Source organism: Mycobacterium sp. ITM-2016-00318 (assembly GCF_002968285.2).
Lineage (GTDB): Bacteria > Actinomycetota > Actinomycetes > Mycobacteriales > Mycobacteriaceae > Mycobacterium.
Genome location: NZ_CP134400.1, coordinates 1,994,339 through 2,018,713, shown reverse-complemented (window position 1 = coordinate 2,018,713; position 24,375 = coordinate 1,994,339). Strand labels below are relative to the sequence as shown.

Below are 24,375 nucleotides of genomic sequence, written 5' to 3'. Positions count from 1 at the left end.
CGGCGCTCGCCGGCGAAGCTGGAAAGGACACCATGCCCGCCGACGCGCCACCCAAGCTCCCGCCGGTTCGACTCGCCCGCACACTCGACGCAGTTCGGCGCCGCCTGCGTCGAATCGAACGCACGATGCAAGCACCGTTCGCGACGATCCTCGAGACGATGACTGGAGCCTTTGTGGCGCAGGGCGTGTACGCGGCGACCAAGCTCGGCATCGCGGACGCGTTGCGTGACGGTCCACTGACAGCCGCAGCCATCGCGGACCGTGTCGGTGCCGACGCGGACAGCGTCAATCGGCTGTTGCGCGCGCTCGCCAACCGTGGAATCTTCTCCCAACGTCGTGACGGCCGCTTCGCACTCACCCCCTGAGTCAGTCCATGCGCTCCGACACTCCTGACTCCGGGAATGGTGCTGTTCTGGGGCGATCCGATGCACTGGAAACAATGGGGTCAGCTCTCGTACTCGGTGCAGACGGGGCGGTCCGCAATCGAAATGCTGAGGGGCAAACCGGCCTTCGACTGGCTTCCCGAGGTGCCTGAACTCGGTGCGGTGTTCAACGACGGGATGACGAGCATGTCGACGATGGAGACACCGTTGGTCGTCGCCGCCTACGACTTCTCCGGCTTCGACACGATCGTCGATGTCGGCGGCGGGCACGGCATGCTGCTGAGCGCCATCCTCGCGAAGACGCCGACGGCGCGCGGCATCCTGTTCAACTTCGACCATGTCGTCGACGGTGCGTCCTCGGTGCTCGCGGCCACCCGTGTGTCCGATCGCTGCGAAACGATCGGTGGATCGTTCTTCGAGTCGATACCCACGGGCGGCGATGCCTACATTCTCAAGCACATCATTCACGACTGGAATGACGATGATGCCGTCCGGACCCTGCGTAACGTGCGCGCCGCGATGAAACCGGACGCAACGCTCTTGCTGGTCGAGATGGTGGTGCCGGATGACGAGCGCGAGCACCTGTCGAAGATGCTCGACCTGGAGATGCTGGTTCACTGGCGGGACGGGAACGCACCGAGGCGCAGTACGCCGATCTGTTGAGCCGGGCGGGTTTCCGTTACTCCCGCACGGTCCCCACCGTTGGGCCTGCGTCGGTCATCGAGAGCGCGGCCGTCTAGGCTCGGGGCTCCTCAATACGCAGATACGCCGTGGGTCTCGATGACCCACGGCGCGTCTGTCTGAAGGTTACCGACGACCCTTCTTGGCCGGCGCCCTGCGCGCGGTCTTCTTGGCTGCGCCGCGCTTCACTGCCTTCTTGGCGGCGGTGCGCTTCACTGCCTTCTTGGCTGCGCCGCGCTTCACTGCCTTCTTGGCGGCGCTACGCTTCACTGCCTTCTTGGCTGCGCCGCGCTTCACTGCCTTCTTGGCGGCGCTGCGCTTCACTGCCTTCTTGGCGGCGCTGCGCTTCACTGCCTTCTTGGCGGCGCCGCGCTTCACTGCCTTCTTGGCGGCGCCGCGCTTCACCGCCTTCTTGGCCGCGGCCTTCCGCACGGCCTTTCGAGCTCCGCCACTACCACTAGCTCCACGCTTCACTGCAGGTCCTTCCGCCGGGAGGCGCTGTGCGCCAGAGACAACCGCTTTGAACTGAGCGCCGGGCCGGAAGGCCGGCACGGACGTTGGTTTCACTTTTACTGTCTCGCCGGTACGCGGATTACGCGCGACCCGGGCTGCACGACGGCGTTGTTCGAAGACGCCGAAACCGGTAATGGTGACGCTGTCACCCTTGTGTACCGCACGCACGATTGTGTCGACCACACCCTCAACCGCATCGGTTGCCGAGCGACGGTCGACGTCGAGTTGCTTCGTGAGTACGTCGATCAGCTCTGCTTTGTTCATGCAAAACCTCCAGACCAGTGATCCACCTTGGACCAACTAGAAAGACACGGTAATACGACTTACCACTGATTTCCAAGAGCCACGCGCAATTTCAGGCGTTGCTGTCACGTATTTCTGGAATCCGGTTGCCGCGCATGGCCGCTGGCGAGGGGGCCGGAAGGGCCCTTTGTGAACCCTTAATTTCCGTTGCTTCCGCGGCTATCCGGGTATCGGCAACGTATGCGGTTTCCAGTCCGGGCGGTTGGATTCATACAACTCGATGTCATCGAGTTTCCGCAGGGTAAGGCCTATATCGTCGAGACCTTCGAGCAATCGCCAGGCGGTGTAATCGTCAATCTTGAACGGCACCATGACCGTTCCCGCGGCCACGTTGCGATCTTGAAGATTCACAGTGATTTCCAGTCCGGGCTGCTGCTCGATGAGCTTCCACAGCAGTTCCACATCATCTTGAGAAACTTCTGCCGCCAGTAGGCCCGACTTGCCCGCATTCCCGCGAAAAATATCCGCGAACCTTGACGAGATGACGACACGGAAGCCGTAGTCCATGAGCGCCCACACCGCATGTTCGCGCGACGAACCCGTGCCGAAATCGGGTCCGGCCACCAATACGGAGCCCCTGTCGAACGGGCTCAGATTCAAGACAAACGACGGATCGTTGCGCCACGACGCGAACAACCCGTCCTCGAAACCCGTTCGGGTGACCCGCTTCAGATACACCGCAGGAATGATCTGATCGGTGTCGACATTGGACCGGCGCAGCGGAACTCCGATGCCGGTATGCGTACGGAAGGGTTCCATGGTTCGTCTCCTCTAGGTACTCAGGTCTGCGGGTGAGGACAACGCGCCGCGCACCGCCGTCGCCGCTGCCACGGCCGGTGACACCAGATGTGTGCGGCCACCCTTACCTTGTCTGCCCTCGAAATTTCGGTTCGAGGTCGACGCGCACCGCTGACCCGGCGACAGCTGATCGGGATTCATGCCGAGACACATCGAGCAGCCCGCCTGTCGCCATTCCGCGCCGGCGTCGGTGAAGATCTCGCCGAGACCTTCTGATTCGGCCTGGGCGCGAACCCGCATCGACCCGGGCACCACAAGCATCCGCACACCGTCGGCGACCTTGCGGCCGCGGAGAACGTCGGCCACCACACGCAGATCCTCGATACGACCGTTGGTGCACGAGCCCACGAAGACGGTGTCAACCGCGATATCGCGCATGGCTGTGCCCGGCCTGAGATCCATGTAGGTCAATGCCTTCTCGGCGGACTGCCGCTCATCGTCGGAGAGCATCAACTCGGGATCAGGCACCGACGCCGACAGCGGCACGCCCTGGCCCGGGTTGGTCCCCCACGTCACGAACGGGCTCAGCATCGTCGCGTCGATGTACACCTCGGTGTCGAATTCGGCGCCGTCATCCGTGCGTAGGTTCTCCCACGCTGCGACCGCCGCATCCCAGTCCGCACCTGTCGGAGCATGCGGCCGTCCGCGCAGAAACTCATACGTCGTCTCGTCGGGTGCGACCATGCCCGCACGCGCGCCGGCTTCGATGCTCATGTTGCAGATCGTCATCCGACCTTCCATCGACAGCGCTTCGATGGCGCTGCCGCGGTATTCGATGACGTGACCCTGACCACCGCCGGTACCGATCTTCGCGATCACCGCGAGGATGATGTCTTTGGCGCTGACGCCCGCGGGCAGTTGTCCGTCGACATTGACGGCCATCGTCTTGAACGGACGAAGGGGCAGCGTCTGCGTGGCGAGCACATGCTCGACCTCCGACGTGCCGATGCCCATCGCAAGTGAACCGAATGCGCCGTGGGTCGACGTGTGGCTGTCACCGCAGACGACCGTCATGCCCGGCTGGGTGAGACCGAGTTGCGGTCCGATGATGTGCACGATGCCTTGTTCGGCGTCGCCCATCGGATGCAGCCGGATGCCGAACTCCTCGCAATTGCGTCGCAGCGTTTCGACCTGAATGCGGGAGACCGGGTCGGCGATCGGCTTGTCGATGTCGATCGTCGGCACGTTGTGGTCCTCGGTGGCGATGGTCAAGTCCGGTCTGCGCACGCCGCGATCCGCGAGCCGCAACCCGTCGAACGCCTGCGGGCTGGTCACCTCGTGAATGAGATGAAGGTCGATGTAGATCAGATCGGGTTCCCGGGATTCACCCGTGCCGCCGCCGAGAGCGACGACGTGGTCGTCCCAAACCTTCTCCGCCATGGTGCGCGGCCTGGTGTCGGTGCTCATGCTTGACTATCTCACAATCTGGAACGCTAGTATCTCCTTGTGAGACAGGATAGCGGTATCGGCGTGCTCGACAAAGCGGTGGGGCTGCTGCACACGATCTCCGAGTCGCCCTGTGGTCTGGCCGAACTGTGCGAACGGACCGGTCTCCCGCGGGCTACCGCCCACCGCCTCGCCGCGGGCCTGGAGGTACACCGTCTGCTCGCGCGCGACGCCGAGGGCCGCTGGCGCCTCGGGCCTGCGCTGGTCGAGTTGGCCGGACAGGTGAACGATCCCCTCTTGGCCGCTGGCGCGGCTGTCCTTCCGCGGTTGCGCGAAATCACCGGTGAAAGCGTGCAGCTCTACCGGCGTGAGGGCACGTCCCGGATTTGCGTGGCAGCGTTGGAACCGCCTGCTGGACTCCGCGACACGGTTCCGGTCGGAACGCACCTTCCGATGACGGCGGGGTCGGGGGCGAAGATCCTGTTGGCGTTCAGCGACGCTGCCACCCAGCAGGCGGTATTGCCCGCGGCGAAATTCACCGACCGCACACTGGCCGACGTACGCAAACGCGGTTGGGCGCAGAGCGTCGCCGAACGGGAGCCGGGCGTGGCAAGTGTGTCCGCACCGGTACGGGACGGCCGGGGCCAGGTCATCGCGGCGATATCGGTGTCCGGCCCGATCGATCGGATGGGCCGCCGACCGGGAACGCGATGGGCGGCAGACTTGCTGGCGGCCGCTGATGCATTGACCCGACGGCTCTGATCGACTGCTAGGTATATCCCCGATGGTGGGTGCAGTTCGAACGTGCATAGGCGTTAGCCCGACGGATCGATATAGCCCTCCCTCGCTTGTGCCAATTCAGCTCAGATTGCGCCGCAAGGCTTTCGACGATAATCGGGGAGCGCGGACTGTGCGCTGACTCGCGTGGGTGTGCGGGAGACCGGTGTCTATCCTCGGCTGACCGAAAAGTGCCGGTAAGCAGCTTGCCACCATAGCTACTGAGATTTTCTGTGTCACTTGTCTGAAGGCTGCGCCGAGGTCCACTGTGCGGAAGTAACCTCTGAACACAATGGTGCTCCTGCGTGCGTGCGAGAAGAGATCGTCGTGACCGAGCTGCAAGGCGTGCTCGACGATGTGCGGCGCGGAATGATTCCGGCGCACATATATAACGACAGCGCGATCTTCGAACTCGAAAAGGAGCGCCTCTTCAGCCGAGTCTGGATCTTCGTCGGACATGAGTCGGAAATTCCCCAACCCGGCGACTACGTGGTCCGTCGGGTACTCCATGACTCGTTCATCGTCATCCGCGACGAAGAAGGCGTCGTCCGGGTGCATTTCAACATGTGTCTTCACCGGGGCATGCAGGTGTGCCGCGCCGAGATGGGCAACGCGTCGCACTTCCGTTGTCCGTATCACGGTTGGTCGTACCGCAACGACGGCAGCATCGCGGGGCTGCCGTTCCACGAGGAAGCCTACGGCGGCGAAGCGGGATTTAAACGCACGGGGCAACGGCTGCTGCCGGCACCGAATATCGACATCTACAACGGGCTGATCTTCATCAGCCTGGCCGCCACGGCGCCTCCGCTCGATGAGTATCTCGGCGACTTCCGGTTCTATCTGGACTTCTATACCAAGCAGAGCAGTAGTGGAATCGAAATGCACGGCCCGCAGCGTTGGCGCATCAAGGCCAATTGGAAGATCGGCGCCGAGAACTTCGCCGGGGACATGTATCACACTCCCCACACGCATTCGTCGATCGTGGAAATCGGCTTGTTTCGGGAACCCAACGCACAGAAACGCAAAGAAGGTGTGCTCTATTGGGCGGGCAACGGCGGAGGCACCACCTACAAACTGCCGGACGGCTCGCTCGAGGAGCGGTTGCGGTACGTCGGCTATCCCGACGAGATGATCAGCCGGCTGAAGCGGTCCTGGTCCGTCGGGCAACTCGACGTGATCGGGCGCGACGGCTACATGTTCAGCGCCGCGTCGCTGTATCCGAATCTGTCCTTCGTCCACAACTGGCCGAAAGTCGCGGCCTCCGACGGTGTGCTTCCCTTCATCAGCCTGCGGCAGTGGCAGCCGGTCAGCGAGCACGAAACCGAAGTTCTGTCGTGGTTCGCCGTCGACAAGCAGGCGCCTGAAGAGTTCAAGGCCCTCTCGTACAAGGCCTATCTGATGTGCTTCGGCAGCACCGGCATGTTCGAACAGGATGACGTCGAGAACTGGGTGTCGCTCACCAGTACCGCCGGAGGCTCTATGGCCCGCCGCCTGCTGCTCAACAGCAGGATGGGACTGCTCGAGGATGACACCGAAGTCACGCCGCCGCTGCCGCCCGAGCGGTTCTGCGGCCCGGGCCTCGCGCGGAAAGGATATAGCGAGTTCAACCAGCGGGAGTTGTTGCGGCGGTGGGCAGACGACCTGGAGCGAGGCGCTACAACATGAATAATGCCGATGTCACGCATTCGAGCGCCTCCCGCCTCGGCAAGACCGCGTCGAGGATCACGCGTAGAGGCACCAGCCTGCGCTTCGACGACGAACGCCACCTCGAGTTGCACCGCTGGCTGGTCGACGAGACGTACCTACTCGACGCACAGGCCTATACCGACTGGCTGGATCTGCTGGCCGACGACATCCACTACCTGATGCCGGTACGGGTCACCACCGCGCGGAACGCGGGATACGATACGGCGCCCGGGATGGCACATTTCGACGAGGACAAATACTCGTTGTCGCGCAGGGCTGCTCGTTTCCTCACTGAACATGCATGGACCGAGGATCCGCCTTCGCGGTTACGGCGTCATCTGTCCAACGTCCGCGCGTTCGCGACCGAAGATCGCGACCACCTCATCGTCGACTCGGCGATGCTCCTCTTTCGCAGCAGAGGCGATGTGCAGGAAGGAGCACTTCTGTCAGCGGGTCGCGAAGACCTGCTCCGGCGAGAGGGGGAGCGTTGGAAGCTCAGGCGCCGCACGATTCTGGTCGACGAGTCGGTGATTCGGATGCAGAACCTGGCGATCTTCCTATGACCGGGCAGGGACCATGACATCTCCGCGACCGGATCGCCCGCATGCAGTCGGCGAACCGGTCACCATCGGAAACGAATTCGCCGAGGTGCGTGTCGCTCGAGTCGAGACCCGCAACGGTTCGCGACTGCTCATCGAGTCCAGTACATCCGGGCAGTGGGTGTCGTTGTGTCCCATGGAACTCGAGGCACTGACCTGGCAGACTACCGCGACGTTTTCGGCAATGATCAGCCATCCGCACGAATCACTCGTCGACGACGACTCCGGCGACCCTCCTGCGGAACCGGGTAAGCACTGACGTTGCAGAGTCAGCTTTCCTGAAGTACTTCGTGATAGTGGTCTTTCATCCAGGGATGAGCCGTCGATCTCTCCAGCCTGTCGAGGAACCACGCCCGAGCGGCCGATCGGTCATTGAAACGCATGAGATCGACGAATGCGGCCGTGATTTCGTTCGGCTCCGGTGCTCCCAATAAGAGATCGATACAGGACGCCCTGTCGAATCCCGCCTCGAAACCGATTCGGGCCAACCATGCGGCCCGAACGCGGTCATCCCCGCACGGGGTCTGTTCCGAACGGGCGGCGATGCCCGGCACGCCAAGTACTCCCAGTGCCGTCTTCGATAGGAGATAGGCCTCAAATCGCCGATCGTGAGTCTTCGGCAGGAATCGGATCAGTTGTCCAAAACTGAGGAGGCTGGACGCTGATCGCTCCATCGACAGCGTCGGATCGAAGTGCAGAACGGAGATACGGATGTCCCACCCTCGGCTCGCGAGCGCGGCCGCCACGTCTGCCTCCCACGCGTGCGGACTCCTTCCGTCGTCGTCGATGAGCAGGTCGACATCGCTGAATGTGACTCGACCGTCGCGAGCGAGATGGAAATCACCGTGAACGAAGGAACCCCTTATACGCATTCGGCTGTCGACCCCGTACACCGCCTCGCGCACCGCGTTACGAAGGGTTCGCCGCCTGGCGTCCCACTCCGGCTTGGCGAGGGCGGTCGTCATCGAGTTGCCGCTTCTCTGTCGATGGCTCCTCCCATCGACGCACGTTAACACTCATGTCGCGGACCTCCTGCAGGAAAGCTGCGACTCCACCGCAGCTGACCGGGTTTTGACAGCCTCTTCCTTGGTGGGGCGATGACCCGTGCAACGAGTCGGCTCTCCGATCTGTCGGTCCGAGTGAGTTCCCGAACGGCGGCACCGCCGACAATCCGAAGATGTGCGTCGTGCCTGCGGGGGCGCGCGCAGAAAAAGCCCGAACCCTGGCGAGGGTTCGGGCGCTCCATGTTCGACACGCAGGGTACCCCCGATGGGATTCGAACCCACGCTACCGCCGTGAGAGGGCGGCGTCCTAGGCCGCTAGACGACGGGGGCCAGAACTTTCCGAAGGGCCAGCATAGCTCAGGTGCCAGAGCCGACCATAATCACTACTGCTGCTGGGGTACCAGGACTCGAACCTAGAATGGCGGTACCAGAAACCGCTGTGTTGCCAATTACACCATACCCCATCGGCCACCTGTAACCGCTGGTCACAGGCCCTTTTCCGGCCAGGCAGACAGATGAGACGACACGATTGGTGTCTTGCCGGGCCGACGTGCAGATTACCAAAGATTTCGCGTCGTCTTCTCACCCGGCGGTCGCCGCGGCCGCCGCGTGGTCACGACCGGCGCGCAAGCGCGCCAAGCTGCGCTCGCGTCCGAGCAGCTCGAGCGATTCGAAGAGCGGTGGGCTGACCGTCGATCCTGTCGCAGCCACCCGGATCGGACCGAACGCCTTGCGCGGTTTGAGCTCCAGTTCATCGAGCAGGGCGCCTTTGAGTGCCGCCTCGATGTCGGCGGACTTCCAGTCGCGGACGCCGTCGAGCGCGTTCAGCGCGGCCTCGAGCACCTGGCCCGCATCGGCGCGCAACTCCTTCGCCGCCGCCTTCTCGTCGAGGGCGAACTCGTCGTCGTTGAGAAACTTCAGCAAATCCCACGCATCGGCAAGCACGACGATTCGGGTCTGCACCAACCGGGCGGCCTCGGCGAACCCATCGTCACCGAGGCCGGTGTCGTAGGCGTGCACACCGAAGTACGCGCGCAACCGTTGCGTGAAGTCTTCCTCGGTCAGCAGCCGGATGTGGTCGGCGTTGAGCGCGTCGGCCTTCTTCTGGTCGAAGCGGGCCGGATTGGAGTTGACGTCCGTCACATCGAAGGCCGCGACCATTTCGTCGAGACTGAACACGTCACGGTCGTCGGCGATCGACCAGCCCAGCAGCGCCAGGTAATTCAGCAGTCCTTCCGGAATGAAACCACGGTCACGATGCAGGAACAGATTCGACTGCGGATCGCGTTTGGACAGCTTCTTGTTGCCTTCGCCGAGCACGGCGGGCAGGTGGCCGAACTGCGGGATGGCATCGGTGACACCGATGCGCATCAGCGCCTGATACAGGGCGATCTGCCGCGGTGTGGACGACAGCAGGTCTTCGCCGCGCAGGACGTGGGTGATCTTCATGAACGCGTCGTCGACCGGATTGACCAAGGTGTACAGCGGGTCTCCGCTGGCGCGGGTCAGCGCGTAATCCGGAACAGAGCCCGGCGCGAACGTCGTCTCGCCCCGAACCAGGTCGTGCCACGTGATCGGTTCATCGGGCATCCGCAGCCGCAAAACCGGGCGCCGGCCGTCCCTCCGGTGCGCATCGCGTTGCTCGTCGGTCAGGTCGCGATCGAAGTTGTCATAACCCAGCTTCGGGTTACGGCCCGCGGCGATGTGACGGGCCTCCACCTCCTCGGGTGTGGAATACGCCTCGTACACCACCCCAGCGGCCACGAGCCGCGCAACCACGTCGCGGTAGATGTCGCGGCGCTCGGACTGCCGATACGGGCTGTACGGTCCGCCGATCTCGGGCCCTTCGTCGTAGTTGAGGCCGAGCCAGTTCAGCGAGTCGAGAAGCGCGAGATAGCTTTCCTCGCTGTCGCGTTCGGCGTCGGTATCCTCGAGCCGGAACACGAAGTCGCCGCCGGTGTGCCGAGCGTAGACCCAGTTGAAGAGCGCGGTCCTGATCAAACCGACGTGCGGCGTGCCCGTCGGCGAAGGGCAGAACCGCACCCGGACACGGGCCCCGCCATCGTGGCTCTTCCCGAGTGCGGTCACGGTTTTCCTTTGCGTACAACGGGATTGGTGAGGGTTCCGATACCCTCGATCGTGATGCTCACCGTGTCGCCGTTCTCGAGCGGACCGACACCGTCTGGCGTTCCGGTCAGGATGAGATCGCCCGGTAGCAGCGTCATCACCGCCGAGATCCATTCGACGACGGCGCCGACGTCGTGAATCATGTTCGACGTCCGGCTGTTCTGCTTCACGTCGCCGTTGACTTCCGTGCGGATCTCGAGATCGGAGGAATCGACGTCGGTGACGATCCATGGGCCGACGGGACAGAAGGTGTCGTGGCCCTTGGCGCGGGTCCACTGGCCATCCTTCTTCTGCTGATCGCGTGCGGAGACGTCATTGGCGATCGTGTAGCCGAGGATGTTCTCGGCCACCCGCGACGCGGGGACGTCCTTGCACGGCCTTCCGATGACCGCGGCCAACTCACCCTCGAAGTGGACGGGGTCAGCGTCCGCGGGCAATTGAATGGGAACGTTCGGCCCGACGATCGCGGTGTTCGGCTTCATGAAGATGATCGGGTCTGCGACCTCCCCGCCGTCGCTCGTGCTGCTCCTCGCGTCCTCAGCCATCTCCGCGATGTGCGCGGCATAGTTCTTGCCGATGCAGACCACCTTGCTGGCAAGGATGGGCGCCAGCAATCGGACATCGGCCAGCGGCCACTGTCGTCCGGTGAAGGTCGGATTGCCGAACGGATGCTCGGCGATCTCCCTGACAACGGCATCCGACTGCTCGGGGGACCCCTCGATGCTGACGAAGGCGACCCCGTCGGGGCTGGCGATACGGCCTAGGCGCATCAGCCCAGCCTAGTGGGCGGCATTGCGGCCGCTCGAGGCAACTCCCGCCGATCTGCTTCTCATAGCATGAGATTCCTGTTCAATATGTTGAGACGGCTGTGCAACGATGGGCTCCATGACGGCGGGTCCGATCAGCACCGTGCGCCGCTGGTCGATGCTCGTCATAGCGCTAACGGCGACCCTCTTCGCAAACGTGTTCATCAATGGCGCGGCATTCCTCATCCCGACGTTGCACACCGAGCGCGGCCTCGACCTGGCCGCGGCGGGCCTGCTGTCGTCGATGCCGAGCTTCGGAATGGTCCTCACCCTCATCGCATGGGGTTATGTCGTCGACCGGATAGGCGAACGCACCGTGTTGGCGCTCGGCTCGGCGCTGACCGCGGCCGCGGCGTTCGCAGCGGCCTCCGTGCACTCGCTGTTCGCGGTCGGCGCATTCCTATTGCTCGGCGGAATGGCCGCGGCCAGCAGCAACACCGCGAGCGGCAGACTCGTGGTGGGGTGGTTCCCGCCGGATCAGCGCGGGCTCGTCATGGGCATCCGGCAGACGGCCCAGCCGTTGGGAGTCGGCCTCGGTGCCTTGGTGATTCCGCGGCTGGCGGAGAACTACGGCGTGTCGGCGGCACTGCTCTTCCCCGCCGGGGTCTGCGCGGCGGCAGCCGTCATCTGTGCGGTGGCGGTGAAGGATCCGCCCCGTCCGCCGCGCGCAGAGGCCGACGAGAGCGATCTAGCCAACCCCTACCGGGGGTCGGCAACGCTGTGGCGCATCCACGCCGTTTCGGTGCTTCTGGTGGCACCTCAGGTGATGGTGTCGACCTTCACGTTGGTGTGGTTGATGGCCGAGCGCGGATGGTCCGCGGCGTCCGCCGGTCTGCTGGTGACGCTGGCCCAGGTGCTCGGCGCCGCCGGCCGAATCGCGGCGGGCCGGTGGTCGGACATCGCCGGCTCGCGGCTACGACCGATCCGCGTCATCGCGCTGGCCGCCGCCGCGTCGATGGGCCTGTTGGCGCTGACCGACTGGCTCAACTCGCCGATCAGCGTGGCGATGGTGATCGTCGCGTCGGTGATCACCGTGTCGGACAACGGATTGGCCTTCACCGCGATCGCGGAGATCGCCGGACCCTTCTGGAGCGGACGGGCGCTCGGCACACAGAACACGAGCCAGTTGCTCACCGCAGGCATAGCTCCACCGTTGTTCGGCGGGTTGATCGGCGCCGCAGGCTACGCGGCGGCGTTTGCGGTCTGCGCTCTCTTTCCGATCATCGCGATCCCCCTTGTTCCGCTTGAATCAGACCCCCTGAGTGGCGATCACGCCGGATCGTGACCGAAAGCCGCGCAGGCAGTACGCGGGTTGTGCCACAGTTTCTGGGCTGACGCACACGTACAGGGGGTGCCCGATGCGGCGACTTCTCGGATCGGCACTGTGGGTCGCCGCATCGGCCGCCACTGTGGCGGCCTGTTCCTTCTCCGCCGGCACGAGCGTCTCGGTTGACAACGACGAGCTCGCGAAGGAGATCTCGGCTCAGTTGGAGAAACAGGTCGGGCGCGCGCCGGAGTCCGTCGAATGCCCCGACAACCTCAAGGGTGAAGTCGGCGCGACGACCCGCTGCACGGTCAACGACGCGGGCGATACCTACGGCGTCGACGTGAATGTGACCAAGGTCGAGGGCACCGACGTCAGATTCGATCTGAACTTCGACGACGAACCGCGATAATGGTGCGGATCCGCCGATCAACGAGGCGTCAATTGGCAAGTGATCGATCAGATCAAGCCCCGAGCCAAGGGCTAGTTTGCCGAACAGCCGACGACGGCCTATCCCCCACGTTCAGGGCTGCGATGCGCCGTAGGCGGCAGCACCAGCAGCCCAGCCGCCAGAAAGCACAGCGCGCCGATGAACGTACCTGCGTTGGCGAGCACGGCATCGGCGGTGACACCGGATCCGGTGACGAACGCACCAAGGGCGGAGACGCCGAAGGCAATGCATCCGATCATGTTGATCCCCTCGGCATGCCAGTCGCGAGCCTGCAGATCGATCAGCCCGACCACCGCCGTCACGGCCACGATGCCGAGCGCTCCACTGATCAGGAAGCCGACCGATCCCAGCAGGTCGGGCGCCCACACCAGGCGCCGTTCCGGCTTGACCGCATGCGCCAACAGCGCCGATCCGGTGCTGATGTTGAACAGTATGGTCCCGACGAATTGCGTTGCCGCCGAGTACCAGCCGACACCGAGTGCAGGCCGCGCGAGTACCAGTTGCATCCACCCGGCGGTGGTGAAGAACCAGGAACCGATGAAACACAATGGATTCGGAAGGCCGGCGCTTGCGGTTGCCGACATACCCGGCACGGTCGCGACCGCGAAAACGCCGAACCGATCCCTAATAGCCAGCACTGCCGCCGCAGTGTCGCCACCGGGCGGCCTACAGGCTCGCGATGATCCGTTCGCCGACCTCCATCGTCGACAGCTTCGCCTCACCGCGCGTGGCCAAGTGTTGCTCGACGGCCTTGTCGACACGCGCGGCGGCGTCGATCTCGCCGACGTGGGACAGCAACAGCGCAACGGACATGATCGCCGCGGTCGGGTCGGCGATGCCCTGCCCGGCGATGTCGGGGGCGCTGCCGTGCACCGGTTCGAACATCGACGGATTGGTCCGTGTCGCATCGATATTGCCGCTGGCCGCCAAACCGATGCCGCCGGACACCGCGGCGGCCAGATCGGTGATGATGTCGCCGAAGAGGTTGTCGGTCACGATCACGTCGAACCGGCCCGGATCGGTCACCATGTGAATCGTGGCCGCATCGATGTGCTGGTAGGACACCTCGACATCGGGATAGTCGCTGCTGACCTCGTCGACGACCCGCGACCACAGCTTGCCCGCATACGTCAGCACGTTCGTCTTGTGCACCAACGTGACGTGCTTGCGCCGCTCGCCGGCACGTGCGAACGCGTAGCGGGCGACGCGTTCCACCCCGAACGCGGTGTTCAGGCTGACCTCGGTGGCCACCTCGTGCGGCGTGCCCGCGCGGATGACTCCACCGGTGCCGGTATACGGCCCTTCGGTTCCCTCGCGCACGACGACGAAGTCGATCGGCGGATTACCGGAGAGCGGGCTGTCGACACCCGAATACAGCCGCGACGGGCGCAGGTTCACGTGGTGGTCGAGTTGAAAGCGCAACGTCAGCAGTAGCCCGCGCTCGAGCACACCGCTGGGTACCGATGGATCGCCGATGGCGCCCAACAGAATCGCGTCGTGACCCTTCAGTTCGTCGACGACGCCGTCGGGCAGGGTCTCCCCCGTCGCGTGATAACGCCGGGCGCCGAGGTCGTACTCCGTCTTGTCAACGCCGGGCAGCGCCGTGTCGAGGACCTTGAGCGCCTGTGCGATGACTTCGGGCCCGATGCCGTCGCCGGCGATGACGGCCAGTTTCATGTCAGGTCCACCACTTCGAGCAGGTTGGCGCCAACGGCGTCGGCGATCTCGGCACGCAAGTCCTGCGGCACGTTGCGGTCGATGCGCATCAGGATCGTCGCGCTCGGCCCTTCGGCGTCCTCGCTGAGTTGCGCGGCGTGGATGTTGACCCCCGCGGAGCCGAGCAACGTGCCGATCTTGCCCAGCGTTCCCGGCTGGTCGGCATAGTTGATGATCAGGTTGATGCCCTCGGCGCGCAGATCGAAGTTGCGGCCGTTGATCTGGACGATCTTCTCGACCAGCTGCGGCCCCGACAGCGTGCCCGCCACGTTGGCGACCTGACCGTCGGAGCACACCGCGCGGACATCGACGACACTGCGGTGGTTGGGGCTTTCGGTGGCGGTGCTGATACTCGCCTCCACGCCGCGTTCGGCGGCAAGCGACGGAGCGTTGACGAACGTCACCGGATCCTCGATCACCGAGGAGAACAAGCCGCGCAATGCCGAAAGGCGCAGCACCTCAACATCTTCGGAGGCGAGCTCGCCTTGCACAGACACAGAGATGGACACCGGCAGCTCGGCGGAAAGCACACCGATCAGCAACCCGAGCTTGCGCACGAGATCGAGCCACGGCGCGACCTCCTCGCCGACCACACCGCCGCCGACGTTCACCGCATCGGGCACGAACTCACCGGCGAGTGCCAGCTTCACACTCCCGGCGACGTCGGTGCCCGCGCGGTCCTGCGCCTCGGCGGTCGACGCGCCGAGATGCGGGGTGACGACCACCTGCGGTAGTTCGAACAGGGGGCTCTCGGTGGTCGGTTCGGTGGCGAACACATCGAGTCCCGCGGCGCGCACGTGTCCGCTGGAAACAGCCTCGGCGAGCGCCTCTTCGACGATCAGGCCGCCGCGCGCGGCGTTGACGATGATCACGCCCGGCTTCGTTTTGGCCAGCGCCTCCTTGCCGATCAGGCCGGCGGTCTCGGGCGTCTTCGGCAGGTGCACGGAAATGAAATCGGCCCGCCCCAGTAGTTCATCGAGCGTCAGCAGTTCGATGCCCAGCTGTGCGGCCCGGGCAGGTGACACGTAGGGGTCGTAGGCGACGATGTGGGTGCCGAACGCGGCGAGGCGCTGCGCGACGAGCTGGCCGATCCGGCCGAGCCCGACCACGCCGACCGTCTTTCCGTAGATCTCCGTGCCGGAGAACGACGACCGCTTCCAGGTGCGTTCGCGAAGCGACGCGTCGGCCGGCGGAATCTGCCGAGCGGCCGACAGCATCAAGGCGATCGCGTGCTCGGCGGCGCTGTGGATGTTCGAAGTCGGCGCGTTGACGACCAGTACGCCGCGGGCCGTGGCGGCGTCGACGTCGACGTTGTCCAGGCCGACACCGGCGCGCGCCACGATCTTCAGCTTGGGCGCCGCGGCCAGCACCTCGGCGTCGACGGTGGTTGCGGAACGGACCAACAGCGCCTCGGCCTCCGGCACGGCGGCCAGCAGCTTTTCGCGGTCGGGGCCGTCCACCCAGCGGATCTCTACCTGGTCACCGAGCGCAGCAACGGTCGATTCGGCCAGTTTGTCGGCGATAAGTACGACGGGGAGACTCACCCGGCCAGACTAATGGGCTTGAATGACGGGGTGGAGGGCGGGAGAAACCCAGGCGTGGACGTGACCGTCGTCGGCAGTGGACCCAATGGCCTGGCTGCCGCTGTCATCTGCGCTAGAGCAGGGCTCGCGGTGCGGGTGATCGAAGGACAGCCGACCGCGGGCGGTGGCGCACGCAGCGCGCCGGACCCCGATTTCCCCGGCGTGCTTCACGACATCTGCTCGGCGGTCCATCCGCTCGCGATCGCCTCGCCGTTCTTCGTGGAGTTCGATCTGGCCGCACGCGGGGTCAAGCTCGTCGCGCCGGAGGTGTCGTATGCGAATCCGCTGCCGGGACGACCCGCCGCGGTCGCATATCGATCGCTGGACCGCACCTGCGACGAGCTGGAGGTCGGCGCGTCGTGGCGGCGACTCTTCGGGCCGCTGACCGAGAACGTCGACGGCGTCGTCGAGTTCTTCCTCGGCGACAAGCGGTCGCTGCCGCCGGACCTCCTCACCACTGTGCGGACCGGCCTGCGGGTGCTGACCCAAGGCAGCCCCGCATGGGGCCTGCTGCGCGGAGAAGACGCCCGCGCATTGTTCACCGGTGTTGGCACCCATGCCATTGCGCGGATGCCGTCGCCGGTTAACAGCGGCGCCGGGCTGATGCTCGGCACAGTCGCGCACACCGCGGGCTGGCCGGTGCCAATCGGCGGCACCCAGGTCATCTCCGACGCGCTGATCGCCGATCTGCGCGCCCACGGGGGCGAGTTGATACTCGGCGAACCCGTGACCGCCTCGCCCGGTGGCGTGGTCATCTACGACACAGCCCCGACCGCGCTGCTGGACATCTACGGCGACGCCGTCCCCGCGCGCTACGCGAAGGCACTGCGCGGCTACCGATTCGGCCCGGGTGTGTGCAAGGTCGATTTCGTGCTGTCCGGCGAGATCCCTTGGCGCGACCCGAGAGTGGGCGAAGCGCCGACAGTGCACATGGGCGGGACCAGAGCGCAGATGGCGCACTGCGAACGCGAAGTCGCCGCGGGACGGCATGCCGAGCGGCCGATGACGCTGGTTTCGCTGCCGCACCTATCGGACCCGTCGCGCACCGACGATCAAGGCCGCCGACCGTTGTGGACCTATGCCCATGTCCCCGCGGGCTCCACCGCCGACCTCACCGAGACGGTCACCGCGATGTTCGACGATGCCGCCCCCGGCTTCCGCGACCTCGTGGCCTCTTCGCGCTGCGTGCCTGCGGCGCAGATGTCGGACCACAACGCCAATTACGTGGGCGGCGACATCATCGTCGGCGGCGCGACACTGTTCGCCGCCATGGTCGGACCCACACTGCGGCTCAACCCGTGGACGACGCCGATCCCGAAGGCGTACCTCTGTTCGTCGGCGACACCGCCCGGCACCGGGGTGCACGGCATGGCCGGTTACTACGCCGCACGCACGGTGCTGCGCAGGGAGTTCGGCTACAAACAGCTGCCAAGGCTGTCGCCGTGAGAGAAGACCGCGAAGAGCTCTCCTGGGAACTGTTCGGCTCCGCCGCAGATGAATTGGCGGGCCGCGTCGCAGCCGACGGGTTCGCACCCGAGCTGATACTCGCCGTCGCGCGGCGGTCTGTTCGTCGCAGGCGCGCTCGGCTATGCGCTGGGCGTGAAGAACTTGGCGGTGATCAACGTCGAGTTCTACACCGGCGTCGACGAGCGCTTGGACATGCCGGTGGTACTTCCTCCGGTGCCCAACGCCGTCGATCTGGCCGGGGCCCGCGTCCTCATCGCCGACGACGTCGCCGACACCGGCGAGACACTTCGACTGGTGCGCGATTTCTGCGCCGACCACGTCGCAGATGCCCGCTGCGCGGTTCTGTACCAGAAGCCGCAGTCAGCCGTCGACTGCGAGTACATCTGGCGCAGAACCGACCGATGGATCGACTTCCCGTGGTCATCGCCGTCCCAGTAGCGATTTCGGCGCGCTGAGTTACCCTCAGCGTGACTCAGCGCGCCGAAAATCGCAAAAGACTAGGCCGTTTCGGTGATGGGGCGGTCGACCCAGCTCATCAGGTCGCGCAGATTCTTGCCGGTCACCTCGATGGGATGTTCGGCGTTCTGCTTGCGCAGATCCTCGAGCTGCTTGTTGCCGCCCTCCACGTTGGCCACCAGCTTCTTGACGAAGCTGCCGTCCTGGATGTCGGAGAGGATGTCTTTCATCCGCTGCTTGGTGTCGGCGTCGATGATGCGCGGGCCCGACAGGTAGCCGCCGAACTCCGCGGTATCGGACACCGAGTAGTTCATCCGGGCGATACCGCCCTCGTACATCAAGTCGACGATCAGCTTCAGCTCGTGCAGCACCTCGAAGTACGCCAACTCGGGCTCATAGCCGGCCTCCACCATCACGTCGAAACCGGTCTTCACCAATTCCTCGGTGCCGCCGCACAACACGGCCTGCTCGCCGAAGAGGTCGGTCTCGGTTTCGTCCTTGAACGTCGTCTTTATGACACCGGCCCTGGTGCCGCCGATGCCCTTGGCGTAGGACAGCGCGAGCGCCTGCCCCTCACCCTTCGGATCCTGTTCGACCGCGACCAGACACGGCACACCCTTGCCGTCGACGAACTGACGGCGCACCAGGTGGCCCGGCCCCTTTGGGGCGACCATGCCGATGGTGACGTTGGCGGGTGGCTTGATCAGGCCGAAATGGATGTTCAGGCCGTGCCCGAAGAACAGCGCGTTGCCGTCGGCGAGGTTCGGCTCGATGTCGCTGGTGAAGATGTCGGCCTGTGCGGTGTCGGGCGCGAGCAGCATGATGACGTCGGCCCACTTGGCGACCTCGGCGGGCGTGTCCACCTCGAGCCCCTGCTCGGTGACCTTGGCCCGCGACTTCGAGCCCTCCTTCAGGCCGACCTTCACCTCGACGCCGGAATCGCGCAGGCTCAGCGAGTGTGCATGGCCCTGGCTGCCGTAGCCGATGACGCCGACCTTGCGTCCCTGGATGATCGACAGGTCCGCGTCGTCGTCATAGAACATCTCTACTGCCACTGTGTTTCCTTCTCTTCTTCGATCTCGCCTGATTATGGGGCTTTACTTGACGCCGATGCCGCGCGGCCCGCGCGACAGCGACACGACTCCGGACTGCACCAACTCGCGAATACCGTAGGGCTCCAGCACCCGCAGGAACGCTTCGAGCTTGGCGGGCGTGCCGGTCGCTTCGATCGTCAGCGACTCGGTCGACACGTCGACCACCTTCGCGCGGAACAGGTTCACCGCTTCGATGACCTGCCCACGGGTGGCGGCGTCGGTGCGCACCTTGATCAGTGCCAGCTCGCGCGACACCGAGTTGTCCTCGTCCTGCTCAACGATCTTGATCACGTTGATCAGCTTGTTGAGCTGCTTGGTGATCTGTTCCAACGGCGACTCGTCAACGCTGACCACGATGGTCATCCGCGACATGTTCTTCTGCTCCGTCGCGCCGACCGCCAATGACTGGATGTTGTAGCCGCGACGCGAGAACAGCGACGCCACGCGCGCGAGAACACCGGGCTTGTCCTCGACGAGCACCGAAAGCGTATGCGTAGGAATGCTGCTCATGATGTCTCGACTCCCACTCGTCCCCTGCCCTGCGGGCGTGGGCCCACCGGTCCTCGCTCGTACCTCGTCCCCTGCCCTGCGGGCGTGGGCCCAGCGATCCTCACTCGCGCTCGTCTTCGGGTCATCACGCGTGTCCTTCTTCGGGATCGTCGAACAGCGGACGGATACCACGGGCCGCCATGATCTCGTCGTTGCCGGTGCCCGCGGCCACCATCGGCCACACCTGCGCATCTGCGCCGACGACGAAGTCGATCACCACCGGGCGGTCATTGATGGCTCGCGCCTGGTTGATCACGTCCTCAACGTCTTCGGCACGCTCGCACCGCAATCCCACGCAGCCGAGCGCCTCGGCGAGCTTGACGAAGTCGGGGATGCGATGGCTGTGCGTGGCCAGATCCGTTTGGCTGTACCGCTCTCCGTAGAACAGCGTCTGCCACTGGCGGACCATGCCGAGGTTGCCGTTGTTGATGATCGCGACCTTGATCGGTGCGCCCTCGACCGCGCAGGTGGCCAGCTCCTGGTTGGTCATCTGGAAACAGCCGTCGCCGTCGATCGCCCACACCTCGGCGTCCTGGCGGCCGAACTTCGCTCCCATCGCGGCGGGAACGGCATAACCCATCGTGCCGAGACCGCCCGAATTGAGCCATGTCTTCGGGTTCTCGTAGGAGATGAACTGCGCAGCCCACATCTGGTGCTGCCCAACGCCTGCGACGTACACGGCGTCGGGACCGGCGATCTTGCCGAGCTGCTCGATCACATACTCCGGAGACAGGCTGCCGTCACTCTGCGGCCCGTAGCTCAGCGGGTAGGTGGACTGCACATCGCGCAGGTACTCCCACCACTTGTCCATCGGGATGGGGGTGGTGTCGTCACGGCGCAGCGCCTCGATCAGGTCGGTGATGACCGCCTTGACGTCGCCGACGATCGGGACGTCGGCGTGCCGGTTCTTGCCGATCTCCGCCGGGTCGATGTCGGCGTGGATGACTTTGGCCTCCGGCGCGAACGAATCCAGCTTGCCCGTCACCCGGTCATCGAAGCGGGTGCCCAGCGCGATCAGCAGGTCGCTGCGCTGCAGCGCGGCCACCGCGGCGACCGTGCCATGCATCCCCGGCATACCCATGTTCTGCGGGTGACTGTCCGGGAAGGCGCCGCGGGCCATCAACGTCGTGACCACCGGGATGCCGGTCAGCTCTGCCAGTTCCCGAAGCTGCTCGGTCGCCTCACCGCGGATGACGCCGCCGCCGACATAGAGCACCGGCTTGCGCGACGCCGCGATGAGCTTGGCGGCCTCACGGATCTGGCGGTTGTGCGGCTTGGTGTTCGGCTTGTAGCCCGGCAGTTCGAAGCGCGGCGGCCAGCTGAACGTGCACTGTCCCTGCAGCACATCCTTGGGGATATCAACGAGGACGGGTCCAGGCCGTCCGCTTGATGCGATGTGGAACGCCTCGGCCATCACACGCGGGATGTCGTTGCCGTCGCGCACGAGGAAGTTGTGCTTGGTGATCGGCATCGTGATACCCGAGATGTCCGCCTCCTGGAAGGCGTCGGTGCCGATCAGCCCGCGACCGACCTGACCCGTCACCGCGACCACCGGAATGGAATCCATGTGCGCATCGGCCAGCGGCGTCACCAGGTTGGTGGCGCCGGGGCCCGACGTCGCCATGCACACTCCGACCTTGCCGGTGGCGTGAGCGTAACCACTTGCCGCATGTCCAGCGCCCTGCTCGTGGCGGACGAGGACGTGGCGGAGCTTCTGCGAGTCGAAAAGCGGGTCGTAGACCGGCAACACGGCACCGCCGGGGATCCCGAAGATGACGTCGACGTCGAGCTCCTCCAACGACCGGATGACCGATTGGGCTCCGGTGAGTTGTTGTGGGGCAATCTTCTTGGGGTGGCTTGACTGGCCTTGACCGCCCGCCTTCGCCGCGGATTGCGCGGCGTTGGCCTCGGCCAAATCCCCGTACGGCGGGTTCGCCGACCGTTCCGGGGGTCGCGTGGTTGGTGCGCTCACGATGTCCTCATTTGTCTGAATTGTTTTGTGGGTTCTCAAATCACTGCTGGGGCAACAAAAAACCCCCGTCAGCGAGGCCGCTGTACGAGGGTTGCGCGTCGATACTTGTGACTATGCCCGAGTCAGGGCAAGCGCGGTATCAACGCGCAACCCAATTACTACGAGCAAGCCAAGGTTCTCCACAACAGACGACGGTAGTCTCCGCACTGGTCAACCGTCAAATTCCCTTACCGGCGCTGCGCAGTGCGACGATGGCAGGCGTGACTTCCCCATCGGAGCCCGCCCCCGCCGAACCGGCCGTGATCAGAATCTCGCCGATGGCTCATTTCGCGGTCGGTTTTCTGGCGCTGGGCATCTTGTCGCTGGTGCTGGCGTCGCCGTGGTTCGCACCGCTGCTGATCATTCCCGTGGTCCTGTCGGCCTACATCGTCCGACTGCGCACAGTGGCGCGGGTCGACACCGTCACCGCGCGCAGCCTGCGCGGCAGCGAGACCGTGCGCTGGGAGGACATCGACGGGCTGGCCTTCAACAAGGGGTCCTGGGCACGGGCCCAGTTCAAGGACGGTCGCGAGCTGACACTGCCCGCGGTCACGTTCTCCACGCTGCCCCGGTTGACCGAGGCCAGTGCCGGTCGGGTCCCCAATCCCTACGGCTGAGCTCAGCCCGTCCTGCCCGTCCGCGTCCGCGTCAGGACAGCGGGTTGCCGCCGTTGAGGAGCACCCACAGCGCGATGCCGCCGCCGACACCGAGCAGCAGCGCGGCGGAAGAACCGATGAACGGCCTGCGGGCCCAGCCTCGGCCCGCGTCCAGCCCGTACCGCCCCGGTCCGGCGAGGATGATCGCGACGACCGCGACGATCAGGATGACTTTGTACTCGTGCCCATCGGTCAGGAAGTCGCGCAGCCTGGCCTCGTTGTGGGCGGCCATCGCCTCCACGAGCAGGCCGTTGACCAGGTACGCCAGCGCACCGGCCGCGGCCAGCGGGGTGAAGAGGCCGAGGATCAGCAGCAGGCCCGCGAGAATCTGGGCGCCGGTGCCGATGTAGGTCAGCATGTCGGCGTGCTGGTAGCCGGCCTCCTTGAGCCGGTCCTCGAAGCCGTCCAGCCCTGGGCCGCCGAACCAGCCGAACGCCTTCTGAAGCCCGTGAACGACCAACAGCGCGCCGACTGCCCAGCGCAGCAGCATCAGGCCGAGGTCCTGGGTGCCGCGTCGATCGTCGACCTGCCGATCGTCGTAGCCGGGACCGATATCGGCGGGCTGCGCGTAGGGGCTCATCGGCTGGCTGTCGACTCCCTGCCCATACGGCAGCGGCTCGGGCTCGCCGATAAGGCCGTATCCAGGCTGCGAGTCGGTCTTGTAGTTCGGGATCGCGGTGGTTTCGAAGTCACCGGCGTAATTCGACGAGGGCAGATCGTCTTCGGGGTCGACCAGGCTTGCCGACGCGGGCCGGCCAAGGTCGTCGGGCCGCTGCCACTGGGGATTACTGGTCACCTGCTCAGGGTAAGTGCTCATGATTGGTGAATCGAGGATTGGCGCGGCGCTTTCGGCGTCGTATTCACCGGCGCCGTCGAGGTTCGCCGAAGCACCGGCGTGGCGCACATCGCGAAACGATCCGTAACCTGGCGGGCATGAATCTGCGCGGGCCGTTGCGGGGTGTCGTCGCATTGTCCTGCGCGGGGTTGCTCGCTCTCTCCGGATGTGCGCGATTCGACAACGCACAGTCGCAGCCGTTCACCGAAGAGCCTGAACTGCGGCCGGGGCCCAGCTCGAGTCCCCCGCCGCCGCCCCCGCTGCCTGCGAAGCCGTTCCCGAAGGAGTGCCCGGCGCCCAATGTGATGCAGGGCTGCCTGGAAAGCACGAGCGGGTTGATCATGCTTCCCGACAGTCAGTCGGCGTTGGTCGCCGAACGCGTCACCGGCGCGGTCAAAGAGGTGTCGGTGCGGGCGGAACCCAAGGTCAAGACTGTCATACCTGTCGACGGCAGCGGTGACGGCGGGCTGATGGACATCGTCTTGTCGCCGACGTACTCGCAGGACCGGCTGATGTACGCCTATGTCAGCACGCCGACTGACAACCGGGTGATCCGCATCGCCGACGGCGATGTCCCTAAGCCGATCTTCACCGGCATTCCCAAGGGCGCCACCGGCAACATGGGCGCCCTGCAGTTCACCAGCCCTACCACGCTGGTCGTCCTCACCGGCGACGCCGGCGACCCCGGCCTGGCTGCCGACCCGGCTTCGCCTGCGGGCAAGTTGCTGCGCATCGAGCAGCCGACGACGGTCAACCAGGCACCGCAGACCACGGCGATGTCGGGGCTGGGCTCAGGCGGCGGCCTGTGCGTCGATCCGTCGGACGGCTCGCTCTACATCGCCGACCGCACCCCGACTGCCGATCGGCTGCAACGCATCGCCAAGGATTCGAAGACCTCGACCGTGTGGACCTGGCCCGACAAGCCGGGGGTGGCGGGCTGTGCGGCGCTGGACGGCACCGTGCTCGTCAACCTGATCAACCCCAAGCAGACGGTCGCCGTGCGACTGGCTCCCGACACCGGCTCGGTCACCGGCGAACCCGAGGTGGTCCGCCAGGACGTGCACGGTCACGCGTGGGCGCTGCAGACCTCGCCGGACGGGAACGTCTGGGGCGCCACGGTGAACAAGACCACAGGTGACCCGGAAAAACTCGACGACGTCGTCTTCCCGGTGTTCCCGTCGGGCGGCGGCTTCCCGCGCAACAGAGCCGACAACACCTAGATCTGCCCGC

24 protein-coding genes, 2 tRNA genes and 1 pseudogene are annotated in these 24,375 nt (G+C 65.3%); 12 read left to right on the top strand and 15 right to left on the bottom strand.

The genetic code is table 11. The features are described 5' to 3' along the window. Window positions 1-32 precede the first annotated feature (32 nt). The gene (locus C6A82_RS09740) at window positions 33-365 is read left to right on the top strand and encodes a methyltransferase dimerization domain-containing protein (RefSeq protein WP_311101766.1); all 333 of its coding nucleotides are present in this window, start codon (window positions 33-35) and stop codon (window positions 363-365) included. A 36-nt stretch (window positions 366-401) separates the two neighbouring features. Continuing rightward, window positions 402-1,046: a methyltransferase gene (locus tag C6A82_RS09735; protein WP_311101765.1), complete on the top strand. Its 645-nt coding sequence runs from the start codon at window positions 402-404 to the stop codon at window positions 1,044-1,046. Window positions 1,047-1,190: 144 nt separating this feature from the next. Here the strand turns inward: C6A82_RS09735 and C6A82_RS09730 are convergent, their stop codons facing one another. From C6A82_RS09730 to leuC, 3 genes are all read right to left on the bottom strand, one after another. Continuing rightward, window positions 1,191-1,841: an HU family DNA-binding protein gene (locus C6A82_RS09730; protein WP_105349328.1), complete on the bottom strand. Its 651-nt coding sequence runs from the start codon at window positions 1,839-1,841 to the stop codon at window positions 1,191-1,193. A 198-nt stretch (window positions 1,842-2,039) separates the two neighbouring features. After that, a complete protein-coding gene (gene leuD / locus C6A82_RS09725; protein ID WP_105349329.1) occupies window positions 2,040-2,639 on the bottom strand; it encodes a 3-isopropylmalate dehydratase small subunit in 600 nt (199 codons plus the stop codon). A gap of 12 nt (window positions 2,640-2,651) precedes the next feature. Further along, window positions 2,652-4,085 carry a 3-isopropylmalate dehydratase large subunit gene (gene leuC / locus C6A82_RS09720; RefSeq protein WP_105349330.1) on the bottom strand — a complete coding sequence of 478 codons (1,434 nt, stop codon included), beginning with the start codon at window positions 4,083-4,085 and terminating at the stop codon, window positions 2,652-2,654. Between the two features lie 39 nt (window positions 4,086-4,124). Here leuC and C6A82_RS09715 point away from each other — a divergent pair, with 39 nt between their 5' ends. From C6A82_RS09715 to C6A82_RS09700, 4 genes are all read left to right on the top strand, one after another. After that, on the top strand, window positions 4,125-4,826 hold the full coding sequence (locus C6A82_RS09715) for an IclR family transcriptional regulator (RefSeq protein WP_105349331.1): 702 nt from the start codon (window positions 4,125-4,127) through the stop codon (window positions 4,824-4,826). Window positions 4,827-5,210: 384 nt separating this feature from the next. Then, the gene (locus C6A82_RS09710) at window positions 5,211-6,506 is read left to right on the top strand and encodes an aromatic ring-hydroxylating dioxygenase subunit alpha (protein WP_199193987.1); all 1,296 of its coding nucleotides are present in this window, start codon (window positions 5,211-5,213) and stop codon (window positions 6,504-6,506) included. Next, complete coding sequence (locus tag C6A82_RS09705; RefSeq protein WP_105349332.1) at window positions 6,503-7,090, top strand: 3-phenylpropionate/cinnamic acid dioxygenase subunit beta; 588 nt, start codon at window positions 6,503-6,505, stop codon at window positions 7,088-7,090. Before C6A82_RS09710 ends, C6A82_RS09705 begins: the two co-directional genes overlap by 4 nt. Window positions 7,091-7,103: 13 nt before the next feature. Continuing rightward, entirely contained in the window at window positions 7,104-7,385 is a 282-nt protein-coding gene (locus C6A82_RS09700; RefSeq protein ID WP_199193986.1) for a hypothetical protein, read from the top strand. Between the two features lie 10 nt (window positions 7,386-7,395). On the opposite strand, the gene C6A82_RS09695 is transcribed toward C6A82_RS09700, so the two are convergent. From C6A82_RS09695 to C6A82_RS09675, 5 genes are all read right to left on the bottom strand, one after another. After that, window positions 7,396-8,091 (bottom strand): hypothetical protein, encoded by a 696-nt coding sequence (locus tag C6A82_RS09695; protein WP_105349333.1) that lies wholly within the window; start codon window positions 8,089-8,091, stop codon window positions 7,396-7,398. Between the two features lie 296 nt (window positions 8,092-8,387). Further along, window positions 8,388-8,460 (bottom strand) — tRNA-Glu (locus C6A82_RS09690). Window positions 8,461-8,522: 62 nt separating this feature from the next. Continuing rightward, window positions 8,523-8,594, bottom strand: a tRNA-Gln gene (locus C6A82_RS09685). A 118-nt stretch (window positions 8,595-8,712) separates the two neighbouring features. Next, a complete protein-coding gene (gene gltX, locus C6A82_RS09680; protein WP_105349334.1) occupies window positions 8,713-10,218 on the bottom strand; it encodes a glutamate--tRNA ligase in 1,506 nt (501 codons plus the stop codon). After that, a complete protein-coding gene (locus tag C6A82_RS09675; protein ID WP_105349335.1) occupies window positions 10,215-11,027 on the bottom strand; it encodes a fumarylacetoacetate hydrolase family protein in 813 nt (270 codons plus the stop codon). Before C6A82_RS09675 ends, gltX begins: the two co-directional genes overlap by 4 nt. A 115-nt stretch (window positions 11,028-11,142) precedes the next feature. Between C6A82_RS09675 and C6A82_RS09670 the strand changes: the two genes are divergently transcribed. Together C6A82_RS09670 and C6A82_RS09665 are read left to right on the top strand one after the other, a co-directional pair. Then, entirely contained in the window at window positions 11,143-12,348 is a 1,206-nt protein-coding gene (locus C6A82_RS09670; RefSeq protein WP_105349336.1) for an MFS transporter, read from the top strand. A 73-nt stretch (window positions 12,349-12,421) separates the two neighbouring features. Next, window positions 12,422-12,739 carry a DUF4333 domain-containing protein gene (locus C6A82_RS09665; RefSeq protein WP_105349337.1) on the top strand — a complete coding sequence of 106 codons (318 nt, stop codon included), beginning with the start codon at window positions 12,422-12,424 and terminating at the stop codon, window positions 12,737-12,739. A 98-nt stretch (window positions 12,740-12,837) separates the two neighbouring features. On the opposite strand, the gene C6A82_RS09660 is transcribed toward C6A82_RS09665, so the two are convergent. From C6A82_RS09660 to serA, 3 genes are all read right to left on the bottom strand, one after another. Then, window positions 12,838-13,362, bottom strand: a complete 525-nt coding sequence (locus C6A82_RS09660) for a hypothetical protein (RefSeq protein ID WP_311101764.1) — start codon at window positions 13,360-13,362, stop codon at window positions 12,838-12,840. Between the two features lie 82 nt (window positions 13,363-13,444). Continuing rightward, window positions 13,445-14,455 (bottom strand): 3-isopropylmalate dehydrogenase, encoded by a 1,011-nt coding sequence (locus tag C6A82_RS09655; RefSeq protein ID WP_105349338.1) that lies wholly within the window; start codon window positions 14,453-14,455, stop codon window positions 13,445-13,447. Next, on the bottom strand, window positions 14,452-16,038 hold the full coding sequence (serA, locus tag C6A82_RS09650; RefSeq protein ID WP_105349339.1) for a phosphoglycerate dehydrogenase: 1,587 nt from the start codon (window positions 16,036-16,038) through the stop codon (window positions 14,452-14,454). Before serA ends, C6A82_RS09655 begins: the two co-directional genes overlap by 4 nt. A gap of 54 nt (window positions 16,039-16,092) precedes the next feature. Here serA and C6A82_RS09645 point away from each other — a divergent pair, with 54 nt between their 5' ends. After that, window positions 16,093-17,523 carry an NAD(P)/FAD-dependent oxidoreductase gene (locus C6A82_RS09645; protein WP_199193988.1) on the top strand — a complete coding sequence of 477 codons (1,431 nt, stop codon included), beginning with the start codon at window positions 16,093-16,095 and terminating at the stop codon, window positions 17,521-17,523. Beyond that, a pseudogene (locus tag C6A82_RS09640) lies at window positions 17,520-17,982 on the top strand (phosphoribosyltransferase). The gene C6A82_RS09645 and the pseudogene C6A82_RS09640 overlap by 4 nt, the downstream one beginning before the upstream one ends. 59 nt (window positions 17,983-18,041) lie before the next feature. Here C6A82_RS09640 and ilvC read toward each other — a convergent pair. The 3 genes from ilvC to C6A82_RS09625 all read right to left on the bottom strand — a co-directional run bounded on the left by ilvC (window position 18,042) and on the right by C6A82_RS09625 (window position 21,615). Beyond that, the gene (ilvC, locus tag C6A82_RS09635) at window positions 18,042-19,043 is read right to left on the bottom strand and encodes a ketol-acid reductoisomerase (protein WP_199193989.1); all 1,002 of its coding nucleotides are present in this window, start codon (window positions 19,041-19,043) and stop codon (window positions 18,042-18,044) included. A gap of 54 nt (window positions 19,044-19,097) precedes the next feature. Beyond that, window positions 19,098-19,604 carry an acetolactate synthase small subunit gene (ilvN, locus tag C6A82_RS09630; protein WP_105349342.1) on the bottom strand — a complete coding sequence of 169 codons (507 nt, stop codon included), beginning with the start codon at window positions 19,602-19,604 and terminating at the stop codon, window positions 19,098-19,100. A gap of 124 nt (window positions 19,605-19,728) precedes the next feature. Next, on the bottom strand, window positions 19,729-21,615 hold the full coding sequence (locus C6A82_RS09625) for an acetolactate synthase large subunit (RefSeq protein WP_105349343.1): 1,887 nt from the start codon (window positions 21,613-21,615) through the stop codon (window positions 19,729-19,731). Window positions 21,616-21,866: 251 nt separating this feature from the next. Here C6A82_RS09625 and C6A82_RS09620 point away from each other — a divergent pair, with 251 nt between their 5' ends. Next, on the top strand, window positions 21,867-22,271 hold the full coding sequence (locus tag C6A82_RS09620) for a PH domain-containing protein (protein WP_105349344.1): 405 nt from the start codon (window positions 21,867-21,869) through the stop codon (window positions 22,269-22,271). 31 nt (window positions 22,272-22,302) lie between these two features. Here C6A82_RS09620 and C6A82_RS09615 read toward each other — a convergent pair whose 3' ends face one another. Further along, the gene (locus tag C6A82_RS09615; protein ID WP_105349374.1) at window positions 22,303-23,106 is read right to left on the bottom strand and encodes a DoxX family protein; all 804 of its coding nucleotides are present in this window, start codon (window positions 23,104-23,106) and stop codon (window positions 22,303-22,305) included. A 137-nt stretch (window positions 23,107-23,243) separates the two neighbouring features. Here C6A82_RS09615 and C6A82_RS09610 point away from each other — a divergent pair, with 137 nt between their 5' ends. Next, a complete protein-coding gene (locus tag C6A82_RS09610; RefSeq protein ID WP_105349345.1) occupies window positions 23,244-24,365 on the top strand; it encodes a PQQ-dependent sugar dehydrogenase in 1,122 nt (373 codons plus the stop codon). The last annotated feature ends 10 nt before the right edge of the window (window positions 24,366-24,375 follow it).

Coding starts and splice junctions, on each gene's coding strand:
- C6A82_RS09670 (WP_105349336.1), top strand. CDS start 11,143: ATGACGGCGGGTCCGATCAGCACCGTGCGCCGCTGGTCGATGCTCGTC.
- C6A82_RS09695 (WP_105349333.1), bottom strand. CDS start 8,091: ATGACGACCGCCCTCGCCAAGCCGGAGTGGGACGCCAGGCGGCGAACC.
- C6A82_RS09660 (WP_311101764.1), bottom strand. CDS start 13,362: ATGTCGGCAACCGCAAGCGCCGGCCTTCCGAATCCATTGTGTTTCATC.
- C6A82_RS09710 (WP_199193987.1), top strand. CDS start 5,211: ATGATTCCGGCGCACATATATAACGACAGCGCGATCTTCGAACTCGAA.
- C6A82_RS09610 (WP_105349345.1), top strand. CDS start 23,244: ATGAATCTGCGCGGGCCGTTGCGGGGTGTCGTCGCATTGTCCTGCGCG.
- C6A82_RS09740 (WP_311101766.1), top strand. CDS start 33: ATGCCCGCCGACGCGCCACCCAAGCTCCCGCCGGTTCGACTCGCCCGC.
- ilvN (WP_105349342.1), bottom strand. CDS start 19,604: ATGAGCAGCATTCCTACGCATACGCTTTCGGTGCTCGTCGAGGACAAG.
- C6A82_RS09675 (WP_105349335.1), bottom strand. CDS start 11,027: ATGCGCCTAGGCCGTATCGCCAGCCCCGACGGGGTCGCCTTCGTCAGC.
- C6A82_RS09620 (WP_105349344.1), top strand. CDS start 21,867: ATGGCAGGCGTGACTTCCCCATCGGAGCCCGCCCCCGCCGAACCGGCC.
- C6A82_RS09730 (WP_105349328.1), bottom strand. CDS start 1,841: ATGAACAAAGCAGAGCTGATCGACGTACTCACGAAGCAACTCGACGTC.
- C6A82_RS09700 (WP_199193986.1), top strand. CDS start 7,104: ATGACATCTCCGCGACCGGATCGCCCGCATGCAGTCGGCGAACCGGTC.
- C6A82_RS09655 (WP_105349338.1), bottom strand. CDS start 14,455: ATGAAACTGGCCGTCATCGCCGGCGACGGCATCGGGCCCGAAGTCATC.
- C6A82_RS09665 (WP_105349337.1), top strand. CDS start 12,422: ATGCGGCGACTTCTCGGATCGGCACTGTGGGTCGCCGCATCGGCCGCC.
- ilvC (WP_199193989.1), bottom strand. CDS start 19,043: ATGTTCTATGACGACGACGCGGACCTGTCGATCATCCAGGGACGCAAG.
- C6A82_RS09735 (WP_311101765.1), top strand. CDS start 402: ATGGTGCTGTTCTGGGGCGATCCGATGCACTGGAAACAATGGGGTCAG.
- leuC (WP_105349330.1), bottom strand. CDS start 4,085: ATGAGCACCGACACCAGGCCGCGCACCATGGCGGAGAAGGTTTGGGAC.
- C6A82_RS09705 (WP_105349332.1), top strand. CDS start 6,503: ATGAATAATGCCGATGTCACGCATTCGAGCGCCTCCCGCCTCGGCAAG.
- leuD (WP_105349329.1), bottom strand. CDS start 2,639: ATGGAACCCTTCCGTACGCATACCGGCATCGGAGTTCCGCTGCGCCGG.